Source organism: Sorangium sp. So ce375 (assembly GCF_051473855.1).
Classification (GTDB): Bacteria; Myxococcota_A; Polyangia; order Polyangiales; family Polyangiaceae; genus Sorangium.
Genome location: NZ_CP150335.1, coordinates 7,394,701 through 7,414,565 on the forward strand (window position 1 = coordinate 7,394,701; position 19,865 = coordinate 7,414,565).

The window sequence follows — 19,865 nt, forward strand, 5'->3', positions numbered from 1 at the left end:
GAAGCGCGCGCCGTGCGCGGGCCGCGACGGCAGCTCCAGTTGCACCCATCGAGCGAATCCACGTCCGAGGTGGTCGGGGCCTCAGAGGATCGCGCGTGGCGAGCTCGCGCCGAGGAGCGCTATCGGGGGGGTCTCGGAGCCAAGCTCCCTGTCGGGAGACACTTTCGATTTGTGGCGACTACGGTCAACTGCTAGCCTTTCTTCAATCCACGCCTGTCTCATTCGCCTGCGACAGCCGTGAGCAATGGTTGTGTTCCTCGCGGAGCGAGACGGTCCGTCATTCATGCTGGCGTTTCGACGAGAACGCCAGCCGGGGGGACTCATGTTCACCAAGTTCCGACGAGCCTGCCTGGCGGCAGGCGTTCTCACCACCGTCGCGGCGCCTGCCACCGTCCAGGCAGCCTCCTACATCGTCCTGGCGCACCACGATTTCGACGCAGACTTCCAGCGACGAATCACCGCTGCTGGAGGTCGACTCACCGCCATCCTTCCCAACATCGGTGTCGCCATGGTCGTCTCGAACGACCCCGGCTTCCGCGCCAGGACAGGGGCCGTTCCAAGCGTACGCTCCGTCGCCGCAGATATCGAGGTCCAGCTCCAACCTCCTCCGCTCCGGGCGCCCGTCGCCGCAAACCCCGTCGCCGAGCTCGCAAGCCCACCGTTCACCGGCGACGACGATGAGTACTTCGACCTTCAATGGGGCCACACCGCCCTGCGGACCGTCGACGCCTGGGCGACGGGCGTCCGCGGCGCCGGCGCGCTCGTCGCCGTGGTCGACAGCGGCATCGACGCCGAGCACCCCGACCTCGCTCCCAACCTCAGGCCGGATCTGTCACGCTCCTTCGTTCCCGGCGAGGACTGGAATATCGCGCCCGGCGCCTACTTCCACCACGGCACGCACGTCGCGGGGATCATCGCCGCCGCCGACAACGGCGTTGGCGTCATCGGCGTCGCCCCCGAGGCCGAGATCTTCGCCGTCAAGGTCCTCTCCGAGCGCACCACCACCGGTACCGTCAGCGGCATCCTCCAGGGGATCGTCTACGCCGCCGAGACCGGCGCCGACATCATCAACATGAGCCTCGGCGCCTACATACCGCGCAACAACTGCACGTTCGGCGGTGTTTCCCTCCCCACGCGCGACTGCACCGAGATCATCGTCGCCTTCAGCCGTGCCACCCGGTATGCCCGCAGGCTCGGCTCCACGGTCATCGCGGCCGCTGGCAACGACGCCCGCGACCTCGACCATGACGCCGCGCTCGTCGTGGTCCCCGCGCAGCTCCCCGGGGTGACCGCCATCTCGGCCACAGGCCCCGTCGGTTGGGCCCTGGATCCGGTCGGCGCCAACCTCGATCGCCTGGCCTCTTACTCGAACTTCGGCCAATCCGTCATCGATTTCGCGGCCCCTGGCGGTGATTTCGTCTACCCCGGGACCGAATCCTGCACTGTCGCCGGCGTGACCAACCTCTGTTCGATCTTCGACCTGGTCTTCAGCACCTTCAGCGAAGGCTGGGGCTGGGCCGCGGGCACCAGCATGGCCGCGGCGCACGCTTCCGGCGTCGCCGCGCTGATCGTCAGCAGCGCCGGCGGTCCGACGTCGCCCGAGGACGTCGAGCGCACCCTCCGCGCGAGCAGCGACGACCTCGGCAAACCGGGCAACGACGACGCCTATGGCGCGGGCAGGGTCAACGCGCTGAACGCCGTGACCGAATGACCAGCGGTGCGCCGCCAGGCGGAAGTGCGCTGCGACGTCGCGTCCGCTCACGCCGCTCGAGGTCCTGTCCGCTCGTGACGCGAAATCGCGCTCACTGCGAGAGCGCCGCCGCCATCGTTGCGTCGAGCCCGGCGCCCCGGCCCTCGAGGAGGCGCGCCTCGTAGACCGCTCCCCCCAGCGCCGTGCGCGCGGCCGCGGCGCACTCGGTGAGGGCCGGCCGCTCGATGGGCGGCACCGGCGTGCCGATGGCGTCGCGCAGCGCCGCCGCGCCGCCGAGCAGGCGGGCCCCGCGCTCCGCCTTCCCCGCCCGCACCGCCGCGCGCGCCAGCGCCTCCAGCACGCTCGCGGAGCGCCAGAGGTCGCCGAGCTCCCGGTGCAGCCGCAGGCTCGCCCTGAGGCGCCGCTCCGCCAGGGCGAGATCGCCGCGCTCGATGGCGACGAGGCCCAGGATGTTGCTCGTCCAGGCGAGCCCCTCCTTGAATTTGACCTGCCGCGACAGGCCCTCGCTCTCCTCGCAGAGCCGGACGGCCTCGCCGAGCTCCCCGCGGTAGAGCGCCGCGCAGCCGAGGTAGAGCAGCACCGTCGCGGTCCCCTCGCGATCGTCCGCGCGGCGGAGCTCCGGCAGCGCGAGGCGGCACGCGCCCTCCGCGCGCGCGGTGTCGCCCGAGAGCCACGCGGCGAGGCCCGTGTAGCCGAGCGCGCGCGACGCCTCGAGCGTGTCGCCGCGGCGCGTGGCGAGCGCCAGGCTCTCGCCGTGCAGCGAGAACGCCCGCTCGTAGTCGCCCTGCTCGCGCGCGACGCTCCCGAGGATCTGGATCACCGAGGCGAGCCCCCTCTCGTCCCCGAGCTCGCGGTAGAGCGCCGCGCCCCGCTCGAGCAGCGCCCGCGCCTCGCGGTAGTCGCACTGGAGGAGCGCCAGCGTGCCCGCGCCCCGGAGCGCCGCGGCCACGTGCTCGGACGCGACGCCCGCGGCGCCCGCGAGCGCCCGGCCGAGCCACGCGCGGCCCTCCTGGTAGTGCCCGTGGGTGTACCAGAACCGCGACAGCGCGGCGGCGAGGCGCACCCCGGCGCCCGCGTCGTCGCCCTCGAGCGCGAGCTCCAGGGCGAGGCGGAGGTTGTCGTGCTCCAGATCGAGCGCCGCGAGCCACGCGGCCTGCTCGGGCCCGCGGAGCGCCTCGGCCGCGCGCTCGGCGAGCTCCAGCGAGAGCTCCACGAAGCGCCGGTTGCACGCCGCGGCGGCGCCCTCCTCCGCGAGCCGATCGAGGCCGTACTCGCGCAGGATCGTGAGCATCTGGAACCGCGGCTCCTCGCCCGCGAGCGGGAGCACCAGGCTCTTGTCGACAAGCGACTCGAGAATGCCGAGCGCGTCGAGCGCCGGGTCGCGGAAGGCGCACATCTGGTCCGCCATCGCGAGCGAGAAGCCGCCCGCGAACACGGCCAGCGTGCGGAAGGCGAGCTGCTCCTCCGGCAAAAGGAGGTGGTAGCTCCAGTCGATGGCGGCACGCATGGTCTGCTGCCGCTCGGGCAGATCACACGCGCCGCCCGTGAGCAGGTGGAACGAGCCCGCGGCCGCGGAGGTGCGCCCGGCGGCCCCGCGGTCGCCGAAGCGCGAGAGCAGCGCCGCGGGCGTGAGGGCCCGCAGGCGCGAGGCGGCGAGCTCGATCGCGAGCGGCAGGCCGTCGAGGCGCGCGCAGATCTCCACGACCTCGGCGGCGTTGTCGGGGCCGAGCTGGAAGCCCGGCTTGATCGCGGCCGCCCGGCGGCAGAACAGGCTCACCGCCGAGCTCGCCAGCGCGGCGTCGACGGTGACCTCGCGCGGGTCCGGCAGCTCCAGCGGCGGCACGACATAGCGCCGCTCGCCCGAGAGGTTCAGCGCGGCGCGGCTCGTCACGAGGAGCGACAGGTGCGGGCAGCTCGCGGCGAGGTGCGCTATCGCAGGCGCCGCGGCCGTCAGGTGCTCGAGGTTGTCGAGCAGGAGCAACAGGCGGCGGTCGCGGAGGAACTGGACCACGCGCTCCAGATCGGGTCGCGCGCCGCCCTCGCCGAGGCACAGCGCCTGCGCGATCGCCGAGGGCACAAGCGCTGGCTCGCGCAGCGACGCGAGGGGCACGAAGCAGACGCCGCCGGGGAACGCGGCGACCAGCTCCTCGGCGACCTGGAGCGCGAGCCGGGTCTTGCCGGTGCCGCCGACGCCGGTGAGCGTGAGCAGGCCGGCCTTCGGCTCGAGCAGGAGCGCGGCGATCTCGGCGCGCTCGCGGGCGCGGCCCTCGAACGGCGTGCGCTGGACCGGCAGGTTGTGGCGCGGCCGCTCGGCCTCCGGCGAAGCGAAGAGGCCGAGCGGCGGCGAGGAGAACATGCCGGGCGGCAGCGAGGCGGAGAGCCCTGGCGGCGGCGAGGCGCCGAGCGGCGGCGTCCCGTGGGAGCCGGGCGGCGCAGGGCTGGAGAGGCCGGGCGGCGGCGAGAAGCGGTCGGTGTCGCGGGGCGCGCCGCCGGCGGGCCCCTGGGACGGGGCTTCGACGATGCCCGCGAGCTCCATGGTGGCGGTGCTGTGCATGTCCGTGGGTACGCGGCCCCCGCGGGGTACGCGGCCCCCGCGCGACCCCGAGCCGCCCGAGCCGGGCGGCTCGGTGGGCTCCGAGGAGCCCTCGAGCGCGGCGCGCAGCGCGAGGCTCTGCTGGCGGACCGAAGGGAAGCGCGCGGCCGGATCGCGGTCGCACGACCTCAAGAACCACGCGTCGAACGCGGGCGGGAGCCACCGCCAGCGCGTCGACGGCGGGTAGAGCCGCATCACGAGCAGCGCCACCATCAGCTCGGCCATGCTGTTCGCGGCCCAGTAGAGGTCGCCGGTCAGGAGGCGGACGGCGATCAGGCCTATCGCCCACACGTCCGCCGCGGGGCCGATCTGGTAAGAGAGACAGCGCGCCTGCTCGGGGGCCATGTAGATGGGCGTGCCGACCGCCGTGCCCGTGGCGGTGATACCGCCCGACGCGCCGAGCGCGCCGGGACCGACCTCCTTGACCAGGCCGAGGTCGAGGATCTTCACGCGCTCCCGCCCGTCGTCGCCGGTCGCGAGGAAGAGATTCGCGGGCTTGAGATCGCGGTGGGAGAAGCCTCGCGCGTGGGCGAGCTCGAGGCTCTCGGCGACCTCGCCGAGCCAGCGCTGCACCTCGCCCGGCGAGCGCTTGCCCTGGGTGGTGACGAGCTGCTCGAGGTCTTGGCCCCGGAGCAGCTCCATCACAAGGAAGGGCGCGTCGTCGAGCTCCCGAGCGACGCCCGCGTCGAGCATGCGCACGAACCCGGGCGCGTCCAGCAGCCGCATGGCCCGGATCTCGCGCTCGAACCGGGAAGCCGCCGCCGAGCCGGCAACGTGCGTCCGGAGCAGGACCTTCACCGCGACCTGGCCGCCTCCGTCGAGATCGTCGGCCAGGTACACAACGCTCGCGCCGCCGCGGCCGATCTCGCTCAGGAGACGGTAACGGCCACCAAGGACGAGCGGGCGATTCGGGGAGAACATGAGGTGACCGCGACCGGAACGAGCTCGGGAGGGGCCACGGGGCGGGCAGCTTACCACAGGGGGCGCCGGCGCCCCGCCGTCGGCGGACTCCGCTCTGCGTCGATGTCCCGGCGCGATGCGCCCATGCAAATGGAGTTCGAGGCGCACGAGCCAGCGGAGCTCAAGGCCTCCTGAAGAGATGGCATCTGCCGGCGGCGAAGCGCGCGCCGTCAGCAAGCCGCGACGTCAGGTCCAGTTGCAGCCGTCGAGCGAATCCGCGTCCGAGGTGGTCTGGACTTCCACCTGAGAGCAGTCGACCGGCTCGTAGAAGTCGAACCCCTCGCCTGGCGGCGAGTCAACGCACTTGCCGCACGCGAACCCGTCCGGGAAGCTGTCGGACCAGCCGAGGCCCTCGCCGGAGGCGTCGCGCCAGATGACCGCGTGTCGCGGGCTCACCCCGAGCAGCGTTATATCGACCGTTTCGGGGTCGAGCTTGCCCTCGGGCAGCTGGGTGCCCGGCGGAAGGAGCGCGACGATGCCGACGCCGACGCCGCTACGGTTGAGCGCCACGCGCGGCGGCGCCGACCCGAAGCCGACGGTGAACGTCGCGCCGGAGACGCTCCCCTTGCCGAAGCTGACGGCGTAATCGGGGCTGCTTGAGCTCACCGGCCAGATGACGACCACCGTGGCGTCCTCCGGGACCGTCTCTCCGGTGATCGGCCCGCTGAACGTGAATCCCCCCGTCCCGCCGCCTCCCTCCCCGCTGCTGCCGCCTCCCTCCCCGCTGCTGCCGCCGCCTCCCTCCCCGCTGCTGCTGTCGCCTCCCTCCCCGCTGCTGCTGTCGCCTCCCTCCCCGCTGCTGCCGCCAGAACCTTCCTGCGTGTCATCCGAGCATGCGGGGAATGCCAACGTCATCCCGAGCAACCCTGCAAACAACCATCGTGTGCCCTTCATCTCCCCTATGAATCACAGCGCGCTCGACGCCGGAAGCGAACCGCGCTGCTTCCAAGACGCGAATTCGTGCTCAATCCACCTCGTTCACTCACGTTGAAGTCCTGTTCATTCACGCGACGCGAACGGCCTCACTCCGAGAGCGCCGCCGCCATCGTCGCGTCGAGCCCGGCGCCCCGGCCCTCGAGGAGGCGCGCCTCGTGGACCGCTCCCCCCAGCGCCGTGCGCGCGGCCGCGGCGCACTCGGTGAGGGCCGGCCGCTCGATGGGCGGCACCGGCGTGCCGATGGCGTCGCGCAGCGCCGCCGCGCCGCCGAGCAGCCGGGCGCCGCGCTCCGCCTTCCCCGCCCGCACCGCCGCGCGCGCCAGCGCCTCCAGCACGCTCGCGGAGCGCCAGAGATCGCCGAGCTCCCGGTGCAGCCGCAGGCTCGCCCTGAGGCGCCGCTCCGCCAGGGCGAGATCGCCGCGCTCGATGGCGACGAGGCCCAGGATGTTGCTCGTCCAGGCGAGCCCCTCCTTGAATTTGACCTGCCGCGACAGGCCCTCGCTCTCCTCGCAGAGCCGGACGGCCTCGCCGAGCTCCCCGCGGTAGAGCGCCGCGCAGCCGAGGTAGAGCAGCGCCGTCGCGGTCCCCTCGCGATCGCCCGCGCGGCGGAGCTCCGGCAGCGCGAGGCGGCACGCGCCCTCCGCGCGCGCGGTGTCGCCCGAGAGCCACGCGGCGAAGCCCGAGTAGCCGAGCGCGCGCGCCGCCTCGAGCGTGTCGCCGCGACGCGTGGCAAGCGCGAGGCTCTCGCCGTGCAGCGAGAGCGCGCGCTCGTAGTCGCCCTGCTCGCGCGCGACGCTCCCGAGCGTCTGGATCACCAAGGCGAGCCCCCTCTCGTCCCCGAGCTCGCGGTAGAGCGCCGCGCCCCGCTCGAGCAGCGCGCGCGCCTCGCGGTAGTCGCACTGGAGGAGCGCCAGCGTGCCCGCGCCCCGGAGCGCCGCGGCCACGTGCTCGGACGCGACGCCCGCGGCGCCCGAGGCGCCCGCGAGCGCCCGGCCGAGCCACGCGCGGCCCTCCTGGTAGTGCCCGTGGATGTACCAGAACCGCGACAGCGCGGCGGCCAGGCGCACCGCGGCGCCCGCATCGGCGCCCTCAATGGCGAGCTCCAGGGCGAGGCGGAGGTTGTCGTGCTCCAGATCGAGCGCCGCGAGCCATGCGGCCTGCTCGGGCCCGCGGAGCGCCTCGGCGCCGCGCTCGGCGAGCTCCAGCGAGAGCTCCACGAAGCGCCGGTTGCACGCCGCGGCGGCGCCCTCCTCCGCGAGCCGATCGAGGCCATACTCGCGCAGGATCGTGAGCATCTGGAACCGCGGCTCCTCGCCCGCGACCGGGAGCACCAGGCTCTTGTCGACAAGCGACTCGAGGATCCCGAGCGCGTCGAGCGCCGGGTCGCGGAAGGCGCACATCTGGTCCGCCATCGCCAGCGAGAAGCCGCCCGCGAACACGGCCAGCGTGCGGAAGGCGAGCTGCTCCTCCCGCTCGAGGAGGCCGTAGCTCCAGTCGATGGCTGCGCGCATGGTCTGCTGCCGCTCGGGCAGATCGCGCGCGCCGCCCGTGAGCAAGCGGAACGAGCCCGCGGCCGCGGAGGCGCGCCCGGCGGCCCCGCGGTCGCCGAAGCGCGAGAGCAGCGCCGCGGGCGTGAGGACCCGCAGGCGCGAGGCGGCGAGCTCGATCGCGAGCGGCAGGCCGTCGAGGCGCGCACAGATCTCCACGACCTCGGCGGCGTTGTCGGGGCCGAGCTGGAAGCCCGGCTTGATCGCGGCCGCCCGGCGGCAGAACAGGCTCACCGCCGAGCTCGCCAGCGCGGCGTCGACGGTGACCTCGCGCGGGTCCGGCAGCTCCAGCGGCGGCACGACATAGCGCCGCTCGCCCGAGAGGTTCAGCGCGGCGCGGCTCGTCACGAGGAGCGACAGGTGCGGGCAGCTCGCGGCGAGGTGCGCTATCGACGGCGCCGCGGCCGTCAGGTGCTCGAGGTTGTCGAGCAGGAGCAGCAGGCGGCGGTCGCGGAGGAACTGGACCACGCGCTCCAGCTCAGGCCGCGCGCCGCCCTCGCCGAGGCACAGCGCCTGTGCGATCGCCGAGGGCACAAGCGCTGGCTCGCGCAGCGACGCGAGGGGCACGAAGCAGACGCCGCCGGGGAACGCGGCGACCAGCTCCTCGGCGACCTGGAGCGCGAGCCGGGTCTTGCCGGTGCCGCCGACGCCGGTGAGCGTGAGCAGGCCGGCCTTCGGCTCGAGCAGGAGCGCGGCGATCTCGGCGCGCTCGCGGGCGCGGCCCTCGAACGGCGTGCGCTGGACCGGCAGGTTGTGGCGCGGCCGCTCGGCCTCCGGCGAGGCGAAGAGGCCGAGCGGCGGCGAGGAGAACAGGCCGGGCGGCGGCGAGGCGCCGAGCGGCGGCGTCCCGTAGGAGCCGGGCGGCGGAGGGCTGGAGAGGCCGGGCGGCGGAGGGCTGGAGAGGCCGGGCGGCGGCAAGAAGCGGTCGGTGTCGCGGTGCACGCCGCCGGCGAGCGGAGGGGGCGTGGCTTCGACCGTGCCTGCGAGCTCGATGGTATCGGTGCTGAGCATGTCCGCGGGCACGCGGCCCCCGCGCGACCCCGGGCCGCCCGAGCCGGGCGGCTCGGTGGGCTCCGAGGAGCCCTCGAGCGCGGCGCGCAACGCGAGGCTCTGCTGGCGGATCGAAGGGAAGCGCGCGGCCGGATCGCGGTCGCACGACCTCAAGAACCACGCGTCGAACGCGGGAGGGAGCCACCGCCAGCGCGTCGACGGCGGGTAGAGCCGCATCACGAGCAGCGCCACCATCAGCTCGGCCATGCTGTTCGCGGTCCAGTAGAGGTCGCCGGTCAGGAGACGGACGGCGATCAGGCCTATCGCCCACACGTCCGCCGCGGGGCCGATCTGGTCCGATCGCCCGCGCGCCTGCTCGGGGGCCATGTAGATGGGCGTGCCGATCGCCGTGCCCGTGGCGGTGATGCCGCCCGACGCGCCGAGCGCGCCCGGGTCGACCGCCTTGACCAGGCCGAGGTCGAGGATCTTCACGCGCTCCCGCCCGTCGTCGCCGGTCGCGAGGAAGAGATTCGCGGGCTTGAGATCGCGGTGGGAGAAGCCTCGCGCGTGGGCGAGCTCGAGGCTCTCGGCGACCTCGCCGAGCCAGCGCTGCACCTCGCCCGGCGAGCGCTTGCCCTGGGTGGTGACGAGCTGCTCGAGGTCTTGGCCCCGGAGCAGCTCCATCACCAGGAAGGGCGCGTCGTCGAGCTCCCGGGCGACGCCCGCGTCGAGCATGCGCACGAACCCGGGCGCGTCCAGCAGCCGCATGGCCCGGATCTCGCGCTCGAACCGGGAAGCCGCCGCCGAGCCGGGCGCGTGCGTCCGGAGCAGGACCTTCACCGCGACATGGCCGCCTCCGTCGAGGTCGTCGGCCACGTACACAACGCCCGCGCCGCCGCGGCCGATCTCGCTCAGGAGACGGTAGCGACCACCAAGGACGAGCGGGCGATCCGTGGAGAGCATGAGGCGGCCGCGACCGGAACGAGCTCGGGGGGCTACGGCGCCGGCAGCTTACCACAGGGGGCGCCCACGCCCCGCCGTCGGCGGCTTCCGTTTTGTCTCGATGTTTCAGCGCGGATGCTTCGGCGCGAGGCGCTCGCGGGCTGCGTCCACGGGGCGAACTCCGCGGAAGGAAGAGGGCATGTCCATGACATCGAACAACGCGATCGCGCTGGTGGTCGGCGCCACTGGACAGGCGATGTCCACTCCAGCGCCGCTGACATCCTTGCTCGACGAGATCATCCAATGACGCCTTCCCTCGCCACGGCGGGCCGGTCGCGGCGCGTCCCGTGCCGAGAGGCTGGGACCACGAAGGCCCTGGGCGCCTCGCGCCGCGCGAAGCGCTCCCTCGCGCCGCGCGAAGCGCTCCCTCGCGCCGCGCGAAGCGGGTATGCTCGACGCCGCGTGGAGGGACGGCGCAGAGCACCATCGAGAGCCCGCGCTCCCACGCGGCGCGCGGCGCGCGGCCGAAACGCCGGCGTCCCGCGGCCCGGAAGGCCGCCCTCCGCGGCTCGCCAGGAGAGAGCTCCATGACCAGCACCGTTGACAAGAGCGACGTGTTTCTCATCCCGATGCCCGGCAAACGCGTGGCGCGCATCCCCGTCGCGGTCCTCGAGCGCTACCTCGACGAGGCCACGCGCGTCGTGCACGACCCCGCCGAGCCGGAGAGCGACGTGACCGCCCACGGGATGTCCGTCGACCCCGCGACGGGCGCCAGCGTCTGGCACACCGAGTGGGAGCTCGGCCCGTGCGACTACACCGACGAGAGCGGGTTCCCCCAGAGCGCCTACGCCTGGCACCGCCACCCGCTCGGGACCGAGTACACCGAGATCTACCAGAAGTGAGCGCGCCCCGACCGGCCGTGCCCCTCCCCTGCCCGCGCGCGCCCCACGCGCCCCGCGCCCGAGCTCGCCGGCGCCGACCGGGAGCGCCGCTCCTCGCGGCGGCGACCGGCGCGCTCCTCCTCGCCGCCTGCATCGAGCGCGGTTACCCCCTCGCGGAGAGCGGGCAGGTCGAGCTCCGCGCCGACGTCGCCGGGCCGCTGTTCGCCGCCGATACGCTCGACGACGCGGGCAAGCCGGTGCTGCCCCGCCAGAGCCCCTGGCAGACGGCGGTCTCGCTCAAGCTCACCGAGACGAGCGAGCCGGCGTACGGCGCCTACGTCGAGGTCCGCGCGGTCCCGAGCGAGGCGCTCGCGCTGCACCCGGCGGACGGCGAGCAGGGCGACGGGGCCTCGTGCGGCGTGAAGGACGGCGCGTTCCGGTGCACCGCGGGGACCCAGGGCTACGCCCGCTTCACCGCCTCCTCCGAGGGCGATTGGTCCGGCGAGGCGCGGCTCGTCGTCTCGTGGGCCAACCGCACCGAGGAGCTCCCGATCACGGTGCTCCCCGCCGGCTTGCCCGAGGACGCCACAAACTTCGCGCTCATCGCGGGGGGCCTCGGCGACAGCGACCGCGTGCTCGCGACCTACCTCCCCCTCATGTGCACGCTCGGCCCCCTGCCGGACGATCTCGGCGCCACCTGGCGGCCGGGCGCGATCCGGGCGCGCGAGGCGCGCGTCCGCGCGTCGCCCCCGCTGGACGCGCCTGGCGTCGTGGAGCACGCGCCCGTGATCATCGAGTCGCTGCACAGCGAGGCCGCCCTCTCGCTCACCCCCGACTGCCGCGAGCGGACCTCGCGCCTGCGCGTGCTGCTCGGCGCGACCGGGGAGAGCCCGCCCTTCACCCTGTGCTTCAGCGACCTCGGCGGCGAGGTGAAGATCGCCGTCAGCTCGGGGCAGAAGGCGCTCGAGCCGATCCCCTCGCTCACCGTCGATCCCGAGCCGCGCCTGCTCCGCGTGCGCGCCCTCCGGAGCTCCGTCGCCGCGGGGACGCCCGGCGATCTCTTCGAGGTGAGCGCCTACAACGCCGAGCGCGTGCGCATCGCCGTCCCCGTCGATCTGACCGTCGACGACGACACGGTGATCGCGCTCGGCGAGGCGTCCGTGACCCTGCGAGGCGAGGACAGCGAGGCGACGATCATCCAGGGCGTCGCGGTCGCGCCGGGGACGACGACGCTCCGTGTGACGCCCCGCCTGCTCGCGAGCCCGGAGTGCTCCTCCGAGCCCATCACGGTCACGCCGGAGCCAGAGCCGGGAGCCGATACGGACACGGAGCCGGAGCCAGAGCCGGGATCGGGAGAGGGGGGCTCGCCGTGAGCGCACGCAGATCCGCGATGTTCCTGTCGGCCGTGGCGCTCGCGATCGCGCTCGCCGCGCCCTCCACCGCGCCGGCGCAGGACGACCCCGACACGGGCGACGGAGAGACCGAAGACGAGGACACGCCCGAGCCGGCCACGCCGACCACCTTGAGGCGTCCGAGCGACGCTTCGCCGATGGCCGTCCCCGCCGACTTCGGAGGCAGCCTGCAGGTCGTGCGCGCGCCGCCGGGCACGGCCAGCACCGCCGCGTCGTCGACCGGCGGGCCCGAGATCTTCCCGGATGCGCGCCGCGTCTGGATGAGCGTCCGCGACGCCGATCCTGTCCCGATCGAGGCCGCGCGCCGCGGCGGCCGCTGGCTGTGCAGCGGCGGCGGCTGCGCCGCGCAGACCGGGGACCCCGGGCAGAGCCCGATCGGCGACCAGATGCTGCGGTCGATCAAGCTCCAGACCCCGACGCTGCCCCTGCCGCTCACGGTGTGGGGGCGGCTCACCGAGGACGGCCAGCGCCTCCTCGACTTCGACCCGGTGCTCCTCGGCCGCCGCTCGTACCGGCACGTCTGCGCCTACCGCCCGGTCGCCGATGCCCCGAGGTCTCCGTCGGGCGCGGCGGCCGCGCCAGCCGCGCCGTCTCCCGAGCGGGTGGACGTCTGCCGCGACGGCCGGCCCGAGCCGCCGCCGGCCGACGCGGGCGAGCTCACGCTGGGCATGCAGTGGCCAAAGCAATCGGAGATGGCCGACTTCCACTACCTCGCCATCGTCGACAGCTGCGGCAACGCCCGGGTGCAGCCGTTTCAGCGCACCTTCACCGTGCCGGTCCTCGAGGTCGCCTCGGGCGGCTGCGGGCGCGCCGACGGCAAGGTCCTCCGCGTCTTCCCGGGCGGCGGCTGGCTCCGCGTCACCGCCTTCAACCTCCACGCGCCCGCGGCGGCCAACGTCGTCAACGCGACGTACCGGGTCACCATCCCGCCGCTCGAGAACCTTGTCGAGTCGAACCCCGCCCGGCTCCTCTTCCCCGATCCGCTCGCCGACGACCTGAAGGTCGACTGCGGCCCCACGCCCATCGCGCCCCGCACGAACGCCGGGAGCACCCCGCCGCCCGGAGCCGTCCGCCCGCCCGGCCCCCGCGCGCCTGGCGCCGCCCCGCCAGGGGGCCGGACACCTCCGCGCGCCGCGGGACAGCTCCAGGGCGGCGCAGCGGCCGGCCAGCGGCTCCCGACGGGGGCGCAGGCCGGTCCGGCGCAGGCCCAGCCGCCAGCGCCGGCCCCGCCGCCCCCTCTCCGGGCGCCCGACGTGGATCCGTCGCGCCCCGGGCCGCAGCCGCTCGCGCACGGCGCGGTCGTCATCTCGCCGTCGCCGCTCCGGCTGGGCAACTGCCGGATCCGGCTGACGGGCCAGGCGAAGCACCGGCTCGTGGCCCCGCTCGCGCTCCACGTCTCGCTCACGCGCACCGACCTGATGCGGGGCGGCGCGCCGATCGAGCTCCTCCAGAACGGCACCTGGATCGTCACGCCGAGCAGCGCGGAGTTCCCGCTCCCGCCGCTCGCGGAGGACTTCGACGGGGACGCGCGCCTCCGGCTGGCCGTCTACAGCGATCCGCTGAGCCCGCAGGGCAAGGTGGTGCTCGTCTCCGACGCGGGCCGCGTCGCGAGCTCGCTGCGCTCGAACGAGCCCGGCGATCCGGAGCGCGCCCGGCGCCTCGTGGGGTCGGTGGCGATCCACTCCGTCCCGCTGTGCGGCGAGGACAACTTCGAGACGCTCGAGGCCGCGGGGACGTGCTTCCGCGCCTACCTCACCGTCCCGGCGATGCTGGCGACGCTGCAGGTCACCCGCGCGCCGTGGGTCGAGAAGCCCCTCGTCACGCGGAGCGTGCTCAGCGCCGTCGGCGTCGCGCTCGCGGTCGACCGCTACGACCCGGTGGAGCGCCGCGCCTTCCCGATCGCGGCGCAGCTCGGCGGCTTCGTGCAGACGCTCGGCGAAGGGCGGGTCGGCCTCCTCGGCTACGTCGGCGTCGCGCCGACGGTCCCGATCCTCGGCACGGGCGGCAACACGACGTCGTTCGGCTTTCTGGCGGGGCTCGGGCTGGAGTACATCACCAACGAGTCGGGGCCCGACGAGGGGCTCAAGCCGGCCGCGTTCCTGTCCGCGGTCGTGCAGGTGGGCCAGGCCGCCCCGCAGGTCTCCACGAGCGGCAGGGCGAGCTTCGGCACCTACGCCGGCGACTGAGCCGCCGCGCCGCGAGGCGCGCGCGGCGGCCCGATCGCCCGCTCACCGACGCTTCAGGATCTCGTCCAGCTCGTTGAGCAACCCCACCTCGATCGAGGTATCGAGCCGCGCCTCCTTGAGCAGGGCGCGCGCCTCGGGGTAGCGCCTCGCGATCAGGAGCGCCCGGATCCAGAGCACCTTGCGCTCCGACGCGAAGAGGCTCCTCGGCATCTCGCGCTCGTAGCGCTGGAGCTCCGCGAACGCCCGGGCCGGATCGCGCGTATTCACCGCCGCGCTGGCCGCCTCGAACAGGGCGATGTCGCGGTTGCTGCCGGGCCCGTCGAGCTCGATCGCGAGCTTCTCGATCGTCTCGACGGCGACCGGCGCCGGCGCGCGCTCCCCCCGCGCGGGCGCCGGGGCGCTCGCTCGCCGCTGGACCGAGGCGCTCCGCCGCGGCGCCTCGATAACCGCCGGGACAGCCGGCGGCTCGACGGGCGGCGCCGGCGCCTCGACATGCGCCGGGGCCTCCGGCGCCTCGACGGGCGGCGCCGGCGGCGAGGGCCGACGCGGCGGCATGGCGGCGGCGAGGGCGGGCACGACGTGCTTCACCTCCGGCGGCGGCGGCTCCGGGGGCTGGAGCGCGAGCCAGACCGCCCCCGTGGCCGCCGCTGCCGTGGCCGCGGCGGGCGCGGCGACGAGGCGCGCGGCGCCCAGGGTCGGCAGCTGGACGAGCTTCACGAGGCCCTTGAGCCACGCCGCAGCGTCGCTCAGCGCCTGGCCGACGCCTCCGACGGCTTGCCCGGCGCCGCCCGCCTTGAGCGCCCCCACCGCCTCCTGCACGCCGCGGAAGATCGAGATCCGGACGTCGTCAGGCACGCGCGGCGAGATCCGCGCGGTGGCGAGCAGCGCCGCCAGATCCAGGGGCAGCACCAAGCGCGAGCCCTCCCTCTTCCGGTCCTCGCGCCGGCGCTTCACGACGATGTCCTGGAACAGGCGGATGGCGCGCGCGCGCCACTTGTACGCCGTGGACAGCGGGATGCCGCGCTGCTGCGCGAGATCCGCCATCGGGATGCTGTGGAGGTCGTGCCCGACCAGGATCCAGTGCGCGTCGACGTCGAGCTGTTGCATGAGCTCCAGCACGACGAGCCGCTCCTGGTCCGAGATCATCAGCTCTTCCGACGTCTTGGAGGGGTCGACGAGGGGCGGGAGCTCGTCGTCGGGCGTGAGCTCTTCGTAGCGGTGCTGGGCCCGCTGCAGGTAGTGCGAGGCCGTGTGGACCGTGATCCTGTTCAGCCAGCGCTCTGGCCGGGAGATCTCGGGATTGTATTTGTTGAAGCTGAGGAACGCCGCGAACAGGACCTCCTGCGTGAGGTCTTTGCGGTCGCGCAGGGGCACCCCGAGGCCCGTCAGCCAGCGCGAGACGAGCGAGGATGTTTTCTCACGAAAGAGCAGCTCGAAGGCGCGCTCTTTCTCGGTTGGACCACCTTGGCCCGGGCGGCGAGGTCTTGTCATACACAAGTCCAGTTCCGGGCACGGAGAGGGGATTGCCTCACCGCGCAGGCCCCCCGCGGTGGACCTGGGGCCGAACGGCCGCTCGCGGGCGTCCGGACGCCGGAAATGCCGCGGCATCCTCGCGAGAACGGGGATCCCGGGCGTTCCGGAACCATCCGAACATCGAATAGCATCCAGGCACACAATTCACCCGGAGAATGAATCTTTCTGCACCCGGGTTGCATCTGGAGGAGACCTCGGGACGCTCGGGCTCGCCGGGGATTCCGGGTGCGCGCGCCGGCGACTTGAGGCAGGCTGCCGCCCTCCACGCGGATCCAAGCGCATGAAGCTCAACGACTTCACCTTCGCATCGATCGCGGCGACCTCGCGCCGCAACACCGTCCGCGACGTCTGGGACAAGCTGAGCCCCTTGCCGGGGGGCAAGCGCCTGTTCAGCAGGCTCATCGGCGCGATGGCCCCGTACACGGCGACGATCCGCGCCGAGATCGAGGTCCTCGAGCGCGGGCGCGCGGAGGTGTCGATGCGCGACCGTCCGGGGCTGCGCAACCACCTCCGCTCGGTGCACGCCGTCGCGCTCGTCAACCTCGCCGAGCTCACCGGCAACACGGCGCTCTCCTATGCGCTGCCCGACGACGCCCGGTTCATCGTCGCGGGCCTCTCGATCGAGTACCTGAAGAAGGCCCGCGGGACGATCCGCGCCGTCTGCGAGTGCCCTCTGCCCGAGACGAGCGAGCGGAGGGAGTACGAGATCCCGGTGAGCCTGCGCGACGCGACGGGAGCCGAGGTCGCCCGCGCCGTGCTCCGCAGCCTCGTGGGTCCGAAGAAGCATCCCTGAGCTCGGCGCTGCCCGCGCGCCGGAGCCCCCCTGTACTCCAAAGCACCCTGCGCTCCGGCGGGGCCCTACGCGCCGGAGCAGCCCTGTGCTCCAAAGCACCTCACGCTCCCGAACAATCCTGTGCTTCAGAGCGATCCTGTGCCCACAAGCACACGAGGAGCGCGGTTATCGCCTTCTCTGCCTTCAGGCGTCTCACCCCGTCCCACATCGGGCCAGCATCGCGACGGAGCGCTCGAGTCAACGCGCTCGACAAAGCGCTTCCAGGGTGTTTCGATTCTCTCATGAAGAACCGGTCAACGAGGGTGGCGCTCGCCGCGACGGGGCTCAGCGTGATCTTCGCGGCGTGCGGTGGGGGCGATGGCTCGGTCTTCGGCGACGGAGCCGGCGGAGCGGGCGCCGGGGCCGGCACGAGCACGGAGACGGGCTCGGGCGCGGGCTCGGGGACGGGCTCGACGACGAGCTCGGGGTACGGCACCGGCGACCCTGGAGACATCACCGGCGGGCCCAGCAGCGGCGCGGGCTCGGGAGAGGGCACCGGCGGCGGTACGTCGTGCGCAGGGGAGACCACGACGGCGGAGCTCGTGCCGCTCGACCTCTACATCATGCTCGACGCGTCGGGGTCGATGGATGAGCAGCTCGCGACGGGCGGCACCAAGTGGCGCGCCGTGACCCAGGCGCTCGAGGCCTTCTTCACCGATCCTCAGTCGGAGGGGCTCGGCGTCGGGCTCCAGTACTTCCCCCAGATGGACGACGACGTGCCCATGAGCTGCACGAACGACGCGCAGTGCGGCGACAACGGGCCGTGCGCGCTCCGGGTCTGCCGCGACGCGTTCGTCAGGACCCTCCAGGTCTGCGTCACCGACGCGGACTGCGCGGAAGGCGACGCGTGCACGGATCTCGGCGTGTGCCCCCGGAACGGCGAGCTCTGCAACAGCGTGGGCACGCGGTGTCCTGGGAACGGTGGCACGTGCGCCAAGCTGTCCCGGAGCACCTGCGCGAACCCGTACTCGTGCGTCACCGAGGACTACGCGACGCCCGCCGTCTCGATCGCGCCGCTCGACGCGGCATGGGCCGACAAGCTCATCGGGTCGATCGACCGGAAAGAGCCCGACGGGGGCACGCCCACCGCGGGCGCCCTGTCCGGCGCGATCGCCCAGGCTCGAGCCCACGCCGAGGCGAACCCCACCCACCGGGTCGTCGCCGTGCTCGCCACCGACGGGATGCCCACCCAGTGCGATCCCAAGTCCGCTGACGGCATCGGGGAGATCGCAGCCGCGGGGCTGAGCGGCTCGCCGAGCATCTCGACCTTCGTCATCGGCGTCTTCGACGGGAACGACGACGGCGCCCAGGACACGATGAACCGCATCGCCGAGGGCGGCGGGACGACGTCGGCCTTCTTCATCGACACGAGCTCCGATGTGACGCAGGCGTTCCTCGACGCGCTCAGCGCCATCCGCGGGGCGAGCCTCGCGTGCGAGTACCAGGTCCCGGCGCCGTCCGCCGGACAGACGCTCGATTACGGGACGCTCAACGTCCAGCACACGCCGCCGGAGGCCAGCGACCCGTCGACCATCTTCTACGTGACCAGCGAGGCGCGCTGCGACGCGACCGCCGGCGGCTGGTACTACGACGTCGATCCCGCGACCGGCGGCACGCCGACGAAGATCGTGATGTGCCCCGCGACCTGCACCCGCTTCCAGTCGGGCGGGCAAGTCCAGCTCCAGGTCGGTTGCAAGACCGAGATCCCGCCGATCAACTGACCCCCTCCCCCCATCGGACCAGAACCGAGACGGAGCGCTCGCGTCGGCGATCTCGACAAAGCGCTTCCAAGATGTTTCGATTCTCCTCATGACGAGCCGGTCCACGAGGGTGGCGCTCGCCGCGACGGGGATCAGCGTGATCTTCGCGGCGTGCAGTGGGGTCGAGCCCTTGGTCTTCGGCAGCGGAGCCGGCGGAGCGGGTGGCGAGGCCAGCACGGGCTCGGGGACGGGCGGGGAGACGGGCTCGGGGGCGGGCTCGGGGATGGGTGGGGAGACGGGCTCGGCATCTGGCACCGGCGGGCACGGAGGGACCGGCGGCGGGCCCAGCAGCAGCGCGGGAGAGGGCGCCGGCGGCGGTGCATCGTGCGTGGGGGAGACGCGCGCGGCGGAGCCCACGCCGCTCGACCTCTACATCATGCTCGACGCGTCAGGGTCGATGGAGGAGCTGCTCGCGACGGGCGGCACCAAGTGGCGCGCCGTCACCCAGGCGCTCGAGGACTTCTTCACCGACCCTCAGTCGGAGGGGCTCGGCGTCGGGCTCCAGTACTTCCCTCAGATGGCCGACGACGTGCCCACGACCTGCACGAACAACGAGCAGTGCGGCGACAACGGGCCGTGCGCGCTCCGGGTCTGCCGCAGCTCGCTGGCGACGACCGTCGAGATCTGCGTCACCGACACGGACTGCTCGGAAGGCGACGAGTGCATGGATCTCGGCGCGTGCTCCAGGACCGGTGACCCCTGCACCGGCGTGGGCGAGCAGTGCGCCGACCGCGATGGCATGTGCGTCCGGGTGTCCCGGAGCACCTGCGCGCATCCGTACTCGTGCGTCACCGAGGACTACGCGACGCCCGCCGTCTCGATCGCGCCGCTCGACGCCGCCTGGGCCGGCGAGCTCATCGGGTCGATCGCTCAGAAGATGCCCGAGGGGGGCACGCCCACCGCCGGCGCCCTGTCCGGCGCGATCGCTCAGGCCCGGGCCCACGCCCAGGCGAACCCGACCCACCGAGTCGTCGCCGTGCTCGCCACCGACGGGATGCCCACCGAGTGCGATCCCCTGTCCGCCGACGGCATCGCGGAGATCGCGGCGGAGGGGCTCAGCGGCTCGCCGAGCATCTCGACCTTCGTCATCGGCGTCTTCGATGGGGACGACGTGGGCGCCCAGGCCACGATGAACCGCATCGCCGAGGGCGGCGGGACGAAGTCCGCCTACTCCATCGACACGAGCTCCGACGTGAGGCAGGCGCTCCTCGACGCGCTCGACGCGATCCGTGGGACGAGCCTCGCGTGCGAGTACCAGGTCCCGGCGCCGTCCTCCGGGCAGACGCTCGATTACGGGATGCTCAACGTGAGGCACACGCCGCCGGAGGGCACCGACCCGTCGACCATCCTCTACGTGGCCAGCGAGGCGCGCTGCGATGCGACCGCCGGCGGCTGGTACTACGACGCCGACCCCGCGACCGGCGGCACGCCGACGAAGATCGTGATGTGCCCCGCGACCTGCGCCCGCGCCCAGGCGGGCGGGCAGGTCCAGCTCCAGGTCGGCTGCGAGACCGACACGGACAGCTGAGCCCACCCCGTCACGCGCGCCCGCGCCCCGCGAGATCCCGGGGTGGGCCGCTCC

At 73.7% G+C, this 19,865-nt stretch carries 11 protein-coding genes; 7 read left to right on the forward strand and 4 right to left on the reverse strand.

Going from position 1 to position 19,865, the window contains the following annotated elements:
* Positions 1–322: 322 nt before the first annotated feature.
* Positions 323–1,711, forward strand: a complete 1,389-nt coding sequence (locus WME90_RS27340) for a S8 family serine peptidase (RefSeq protein ID WP_437274947.1) — start codon at positions 323–325, stop codon at positions 1,709–1,711.
* 91 nt (positions 1,712–1,802) lie between these two features.
* Here the strand turns inward: WME90_RS27340 and WME90_RS27345 are convergent, their stop codons facing one another.
* The 3 genes from WME90_RS27345 to WME90_RS27355 all read right to left on the reverse strand — a co-directional run bounded on the left by WME90_RS27345 (position 1,803) and on the right by WME90_RS27355 (position 9,700).
* Positions 1,803–5,225 (reverse strand): protein kinase domain-containing protein, encoded by a 3,423-nt coding sequence (locus tag WME90_RS27345; RefSeq protein ID WP_437274948.1) that lies wholly within the window; start codon positions 5,223–5,225, stop codon positions 1,803–1,805.
* A 225-nt stretch (positions 5,226–5,450) separates the two neighbouring features.
* Positions 5,451–6,119 carry a hypothetical protein gene (locus tag WME90_RS27350; protein ID WP_437274949.1) on the reverse strand — a complete coding sequence of 223 codons (669 nt, stop codon included), beginning with the start codon at positions 6,117–6,119 and terminating at the stop codon, positions 5,451–5,453.
* Positions 6,120–6,286: 167 nt separating this feature from the next.
* A complete protein-coding gene (locus tag WME90_RS27355) occupies positions 6,287–9,700 on the reverse strand; it encodes a protein kinase domain-containing protein (protein ID WP_437274950.1) in 3,414 nt (1,137 codons plus the stop codon).
* Between the two features lie 566 nt (positions 9,701–10,266).
* On the opposite strand from WME90_RS27355, the gene WME90_RS27360 reads away from it, so the two are divergent.
* Genes WME90_RS27360 through WME90_RS27370 form a run of 3 tightly spaced genes read left to right on the forward strand, consistent with a single transcriptional unit; the run spans position 10,267 to position 14,158 of the window.
* Positions 10,267–10,581: a hypothetical protein gene (locus WME90_RS27360; protein ID WP_012237857.1), complete on the forward strand. Its 315-nt coding sequence runs from the start codon at positions 10,267–10,269 to the stop codon at positions 10,579–10,581.
* Positions 10,578–11,933, forward strand: a complete 1,356-nt coding sequence (locus WME90_RS27365) for a hypothetical protein (RefSeq protein ID WP_437274951.1) — start codon at positions 10,578–10,580, stop codon at positions 11,931–11,933. Before WME90_RS27360 ends, WME90_RS27365 begins: the two co-directional genes overlap by 4 nt.
* Positions 11,930–14,158, forward strand: a complete 2,229-nt coding sequence (locus WME90_RS27370; RefSeq protein WP_437274952.1) for a hypothetical protein — start codon at positions 11,930–11,932, stop codon at positions 14,156–14,158. The genes WME90_RS27365 and WME90_RS27370 overlap by 4 nt, the downstream gene beginning before the upstream one ends.
* Before the next feature lie 42 nt (positions 14,159–14,200).
* Here WME90_RS27370 and WME90_RS27375 read toward each other — a convergent pair whose 3' ends face one another.
* The gene (locus WME90_RS27375) at positions 14,201–15,649 is read right to left on the reverse strand and encodes an RNA polymerase sigma factor (protein WP_437274953.1); all 1,449 of its coding nucleotides are present in this window, start codon (positions 15,647–15,649) and stop codon (positions 14,201–14,203) included.
* Positions 15,650–15,971: 322 nt separating this feature from the next.
* Between WME90_RS27375 and WME90_RS27380 the strand changes: the two genes are divergently transcribed.
* From WME90_RS27380 to WME90_RS27390, 3 genes are all read left to right on the forward strand, one after another.
* The gene (locus WME90_RS27380) at positions 15,972–16,484 is read left to right on the forward strand and encodes a hotdog fold domain-containing protein (protein WP_437274954.1); all 513 of its coding nucleotides are present in this window, start codon (positions 15,972–15,974) and stop codon (positions 16,482–16,484) included.
* 281 nt (positions 16,485–16,765) lie between these two features.
* The gene (locus WME90_RS27385; protein ID WP_437274955.1) at positions 16,766–18,244 is read left to right on the forward strand and encodes a hypothetical protein; all 1,479 of its coding nucleotides are present in this window, start codon (positions 16,766–16,768) and stop codon (positions 18,242–18,244) included.
* A gap of 88 nt (positions 18,245–18,332) precedes the next feature.
* Positions 18,333–19,811: a hypothetical protein gene (locus WME90_RS27390; protein ID WP_437274956.1), complete on the forward strand. Its 1,479-nt coding sequence runs from the start codon at positions 18,333–18,335 to the stop codon at positions 19,809–19,811.
* The last annotated feature ends 54 nt before the right edge of the window (positions 19,812–19,865 follow it).

Excerpts from the sequence above, each read along its gene's own strand:
- WME90_RS27360 (WP_012237857.1), top strand. The coding sequence starts at position 10,267 with ATGACCAGCACCGTTGACAAGAGCGACGTGTTTCTCATCCCGATGCCC.
- WME90_RS27340 (WP_437274947.1), top strand. The coding sequence starts at position 323 with ATGTTCACCAAGTTCCGACGAGCCTGCCTGGCGGCAGGCGTTCTCACC.
- WME90_RS27380 (WP_437274954.1), top strand. The coding sequence starts at position 15,972 with ATGAAGCTCAACGACTTCACCTTCGCATCGATCGCGGCGACCTCGCGC.
- WME90_RS27375 (WP_437274953.1), bottom strand. The coding sequence starts at position 15,649 with ATGACAAGACCTCGCCGCCCGGGCCAAGGTGGTCCAACCGAGAAAGAG.
- WME90_RS27345 (WP_437274948.1), bottom strand. The coding sequence starts at position 5,225 with ATGTTCTCCCCGAATCGCCCGCTCGTCCTTGGTGGCCGTTACCGTCTC.
- WME90_RS27355 (WP_437274950.1), bottom strand. The coding sequence starts at position 9,700 with ATGCTCTCCACGGATCGCCCGCTCGTCCTTGGTGGTCGCTACCGTCTC.
- WME90_RS27390 (WP_437274956.1), top strand. The coding sequence starts at position 18,333 with ATGACGAGCCGGTCCACGAGGGTGGCGCTCGCCGCGACGGGGATCAGC.
- WME90_RS27385 (WP_437274955.1), top strand. The coding sequence starts at position 16,766 with ATGAAGAACCGGTCAACGAGGGTGGCGCTCGCCGCGACGGGGCTCAGC.
- WME90_RS27350 (WP_437274949.1), bottom strand. The coding sequence starts at position 6,119 with ATGACGTTGGCATTCCCCGCATGCTCGGATGACACGCAGGAAGGTTCT.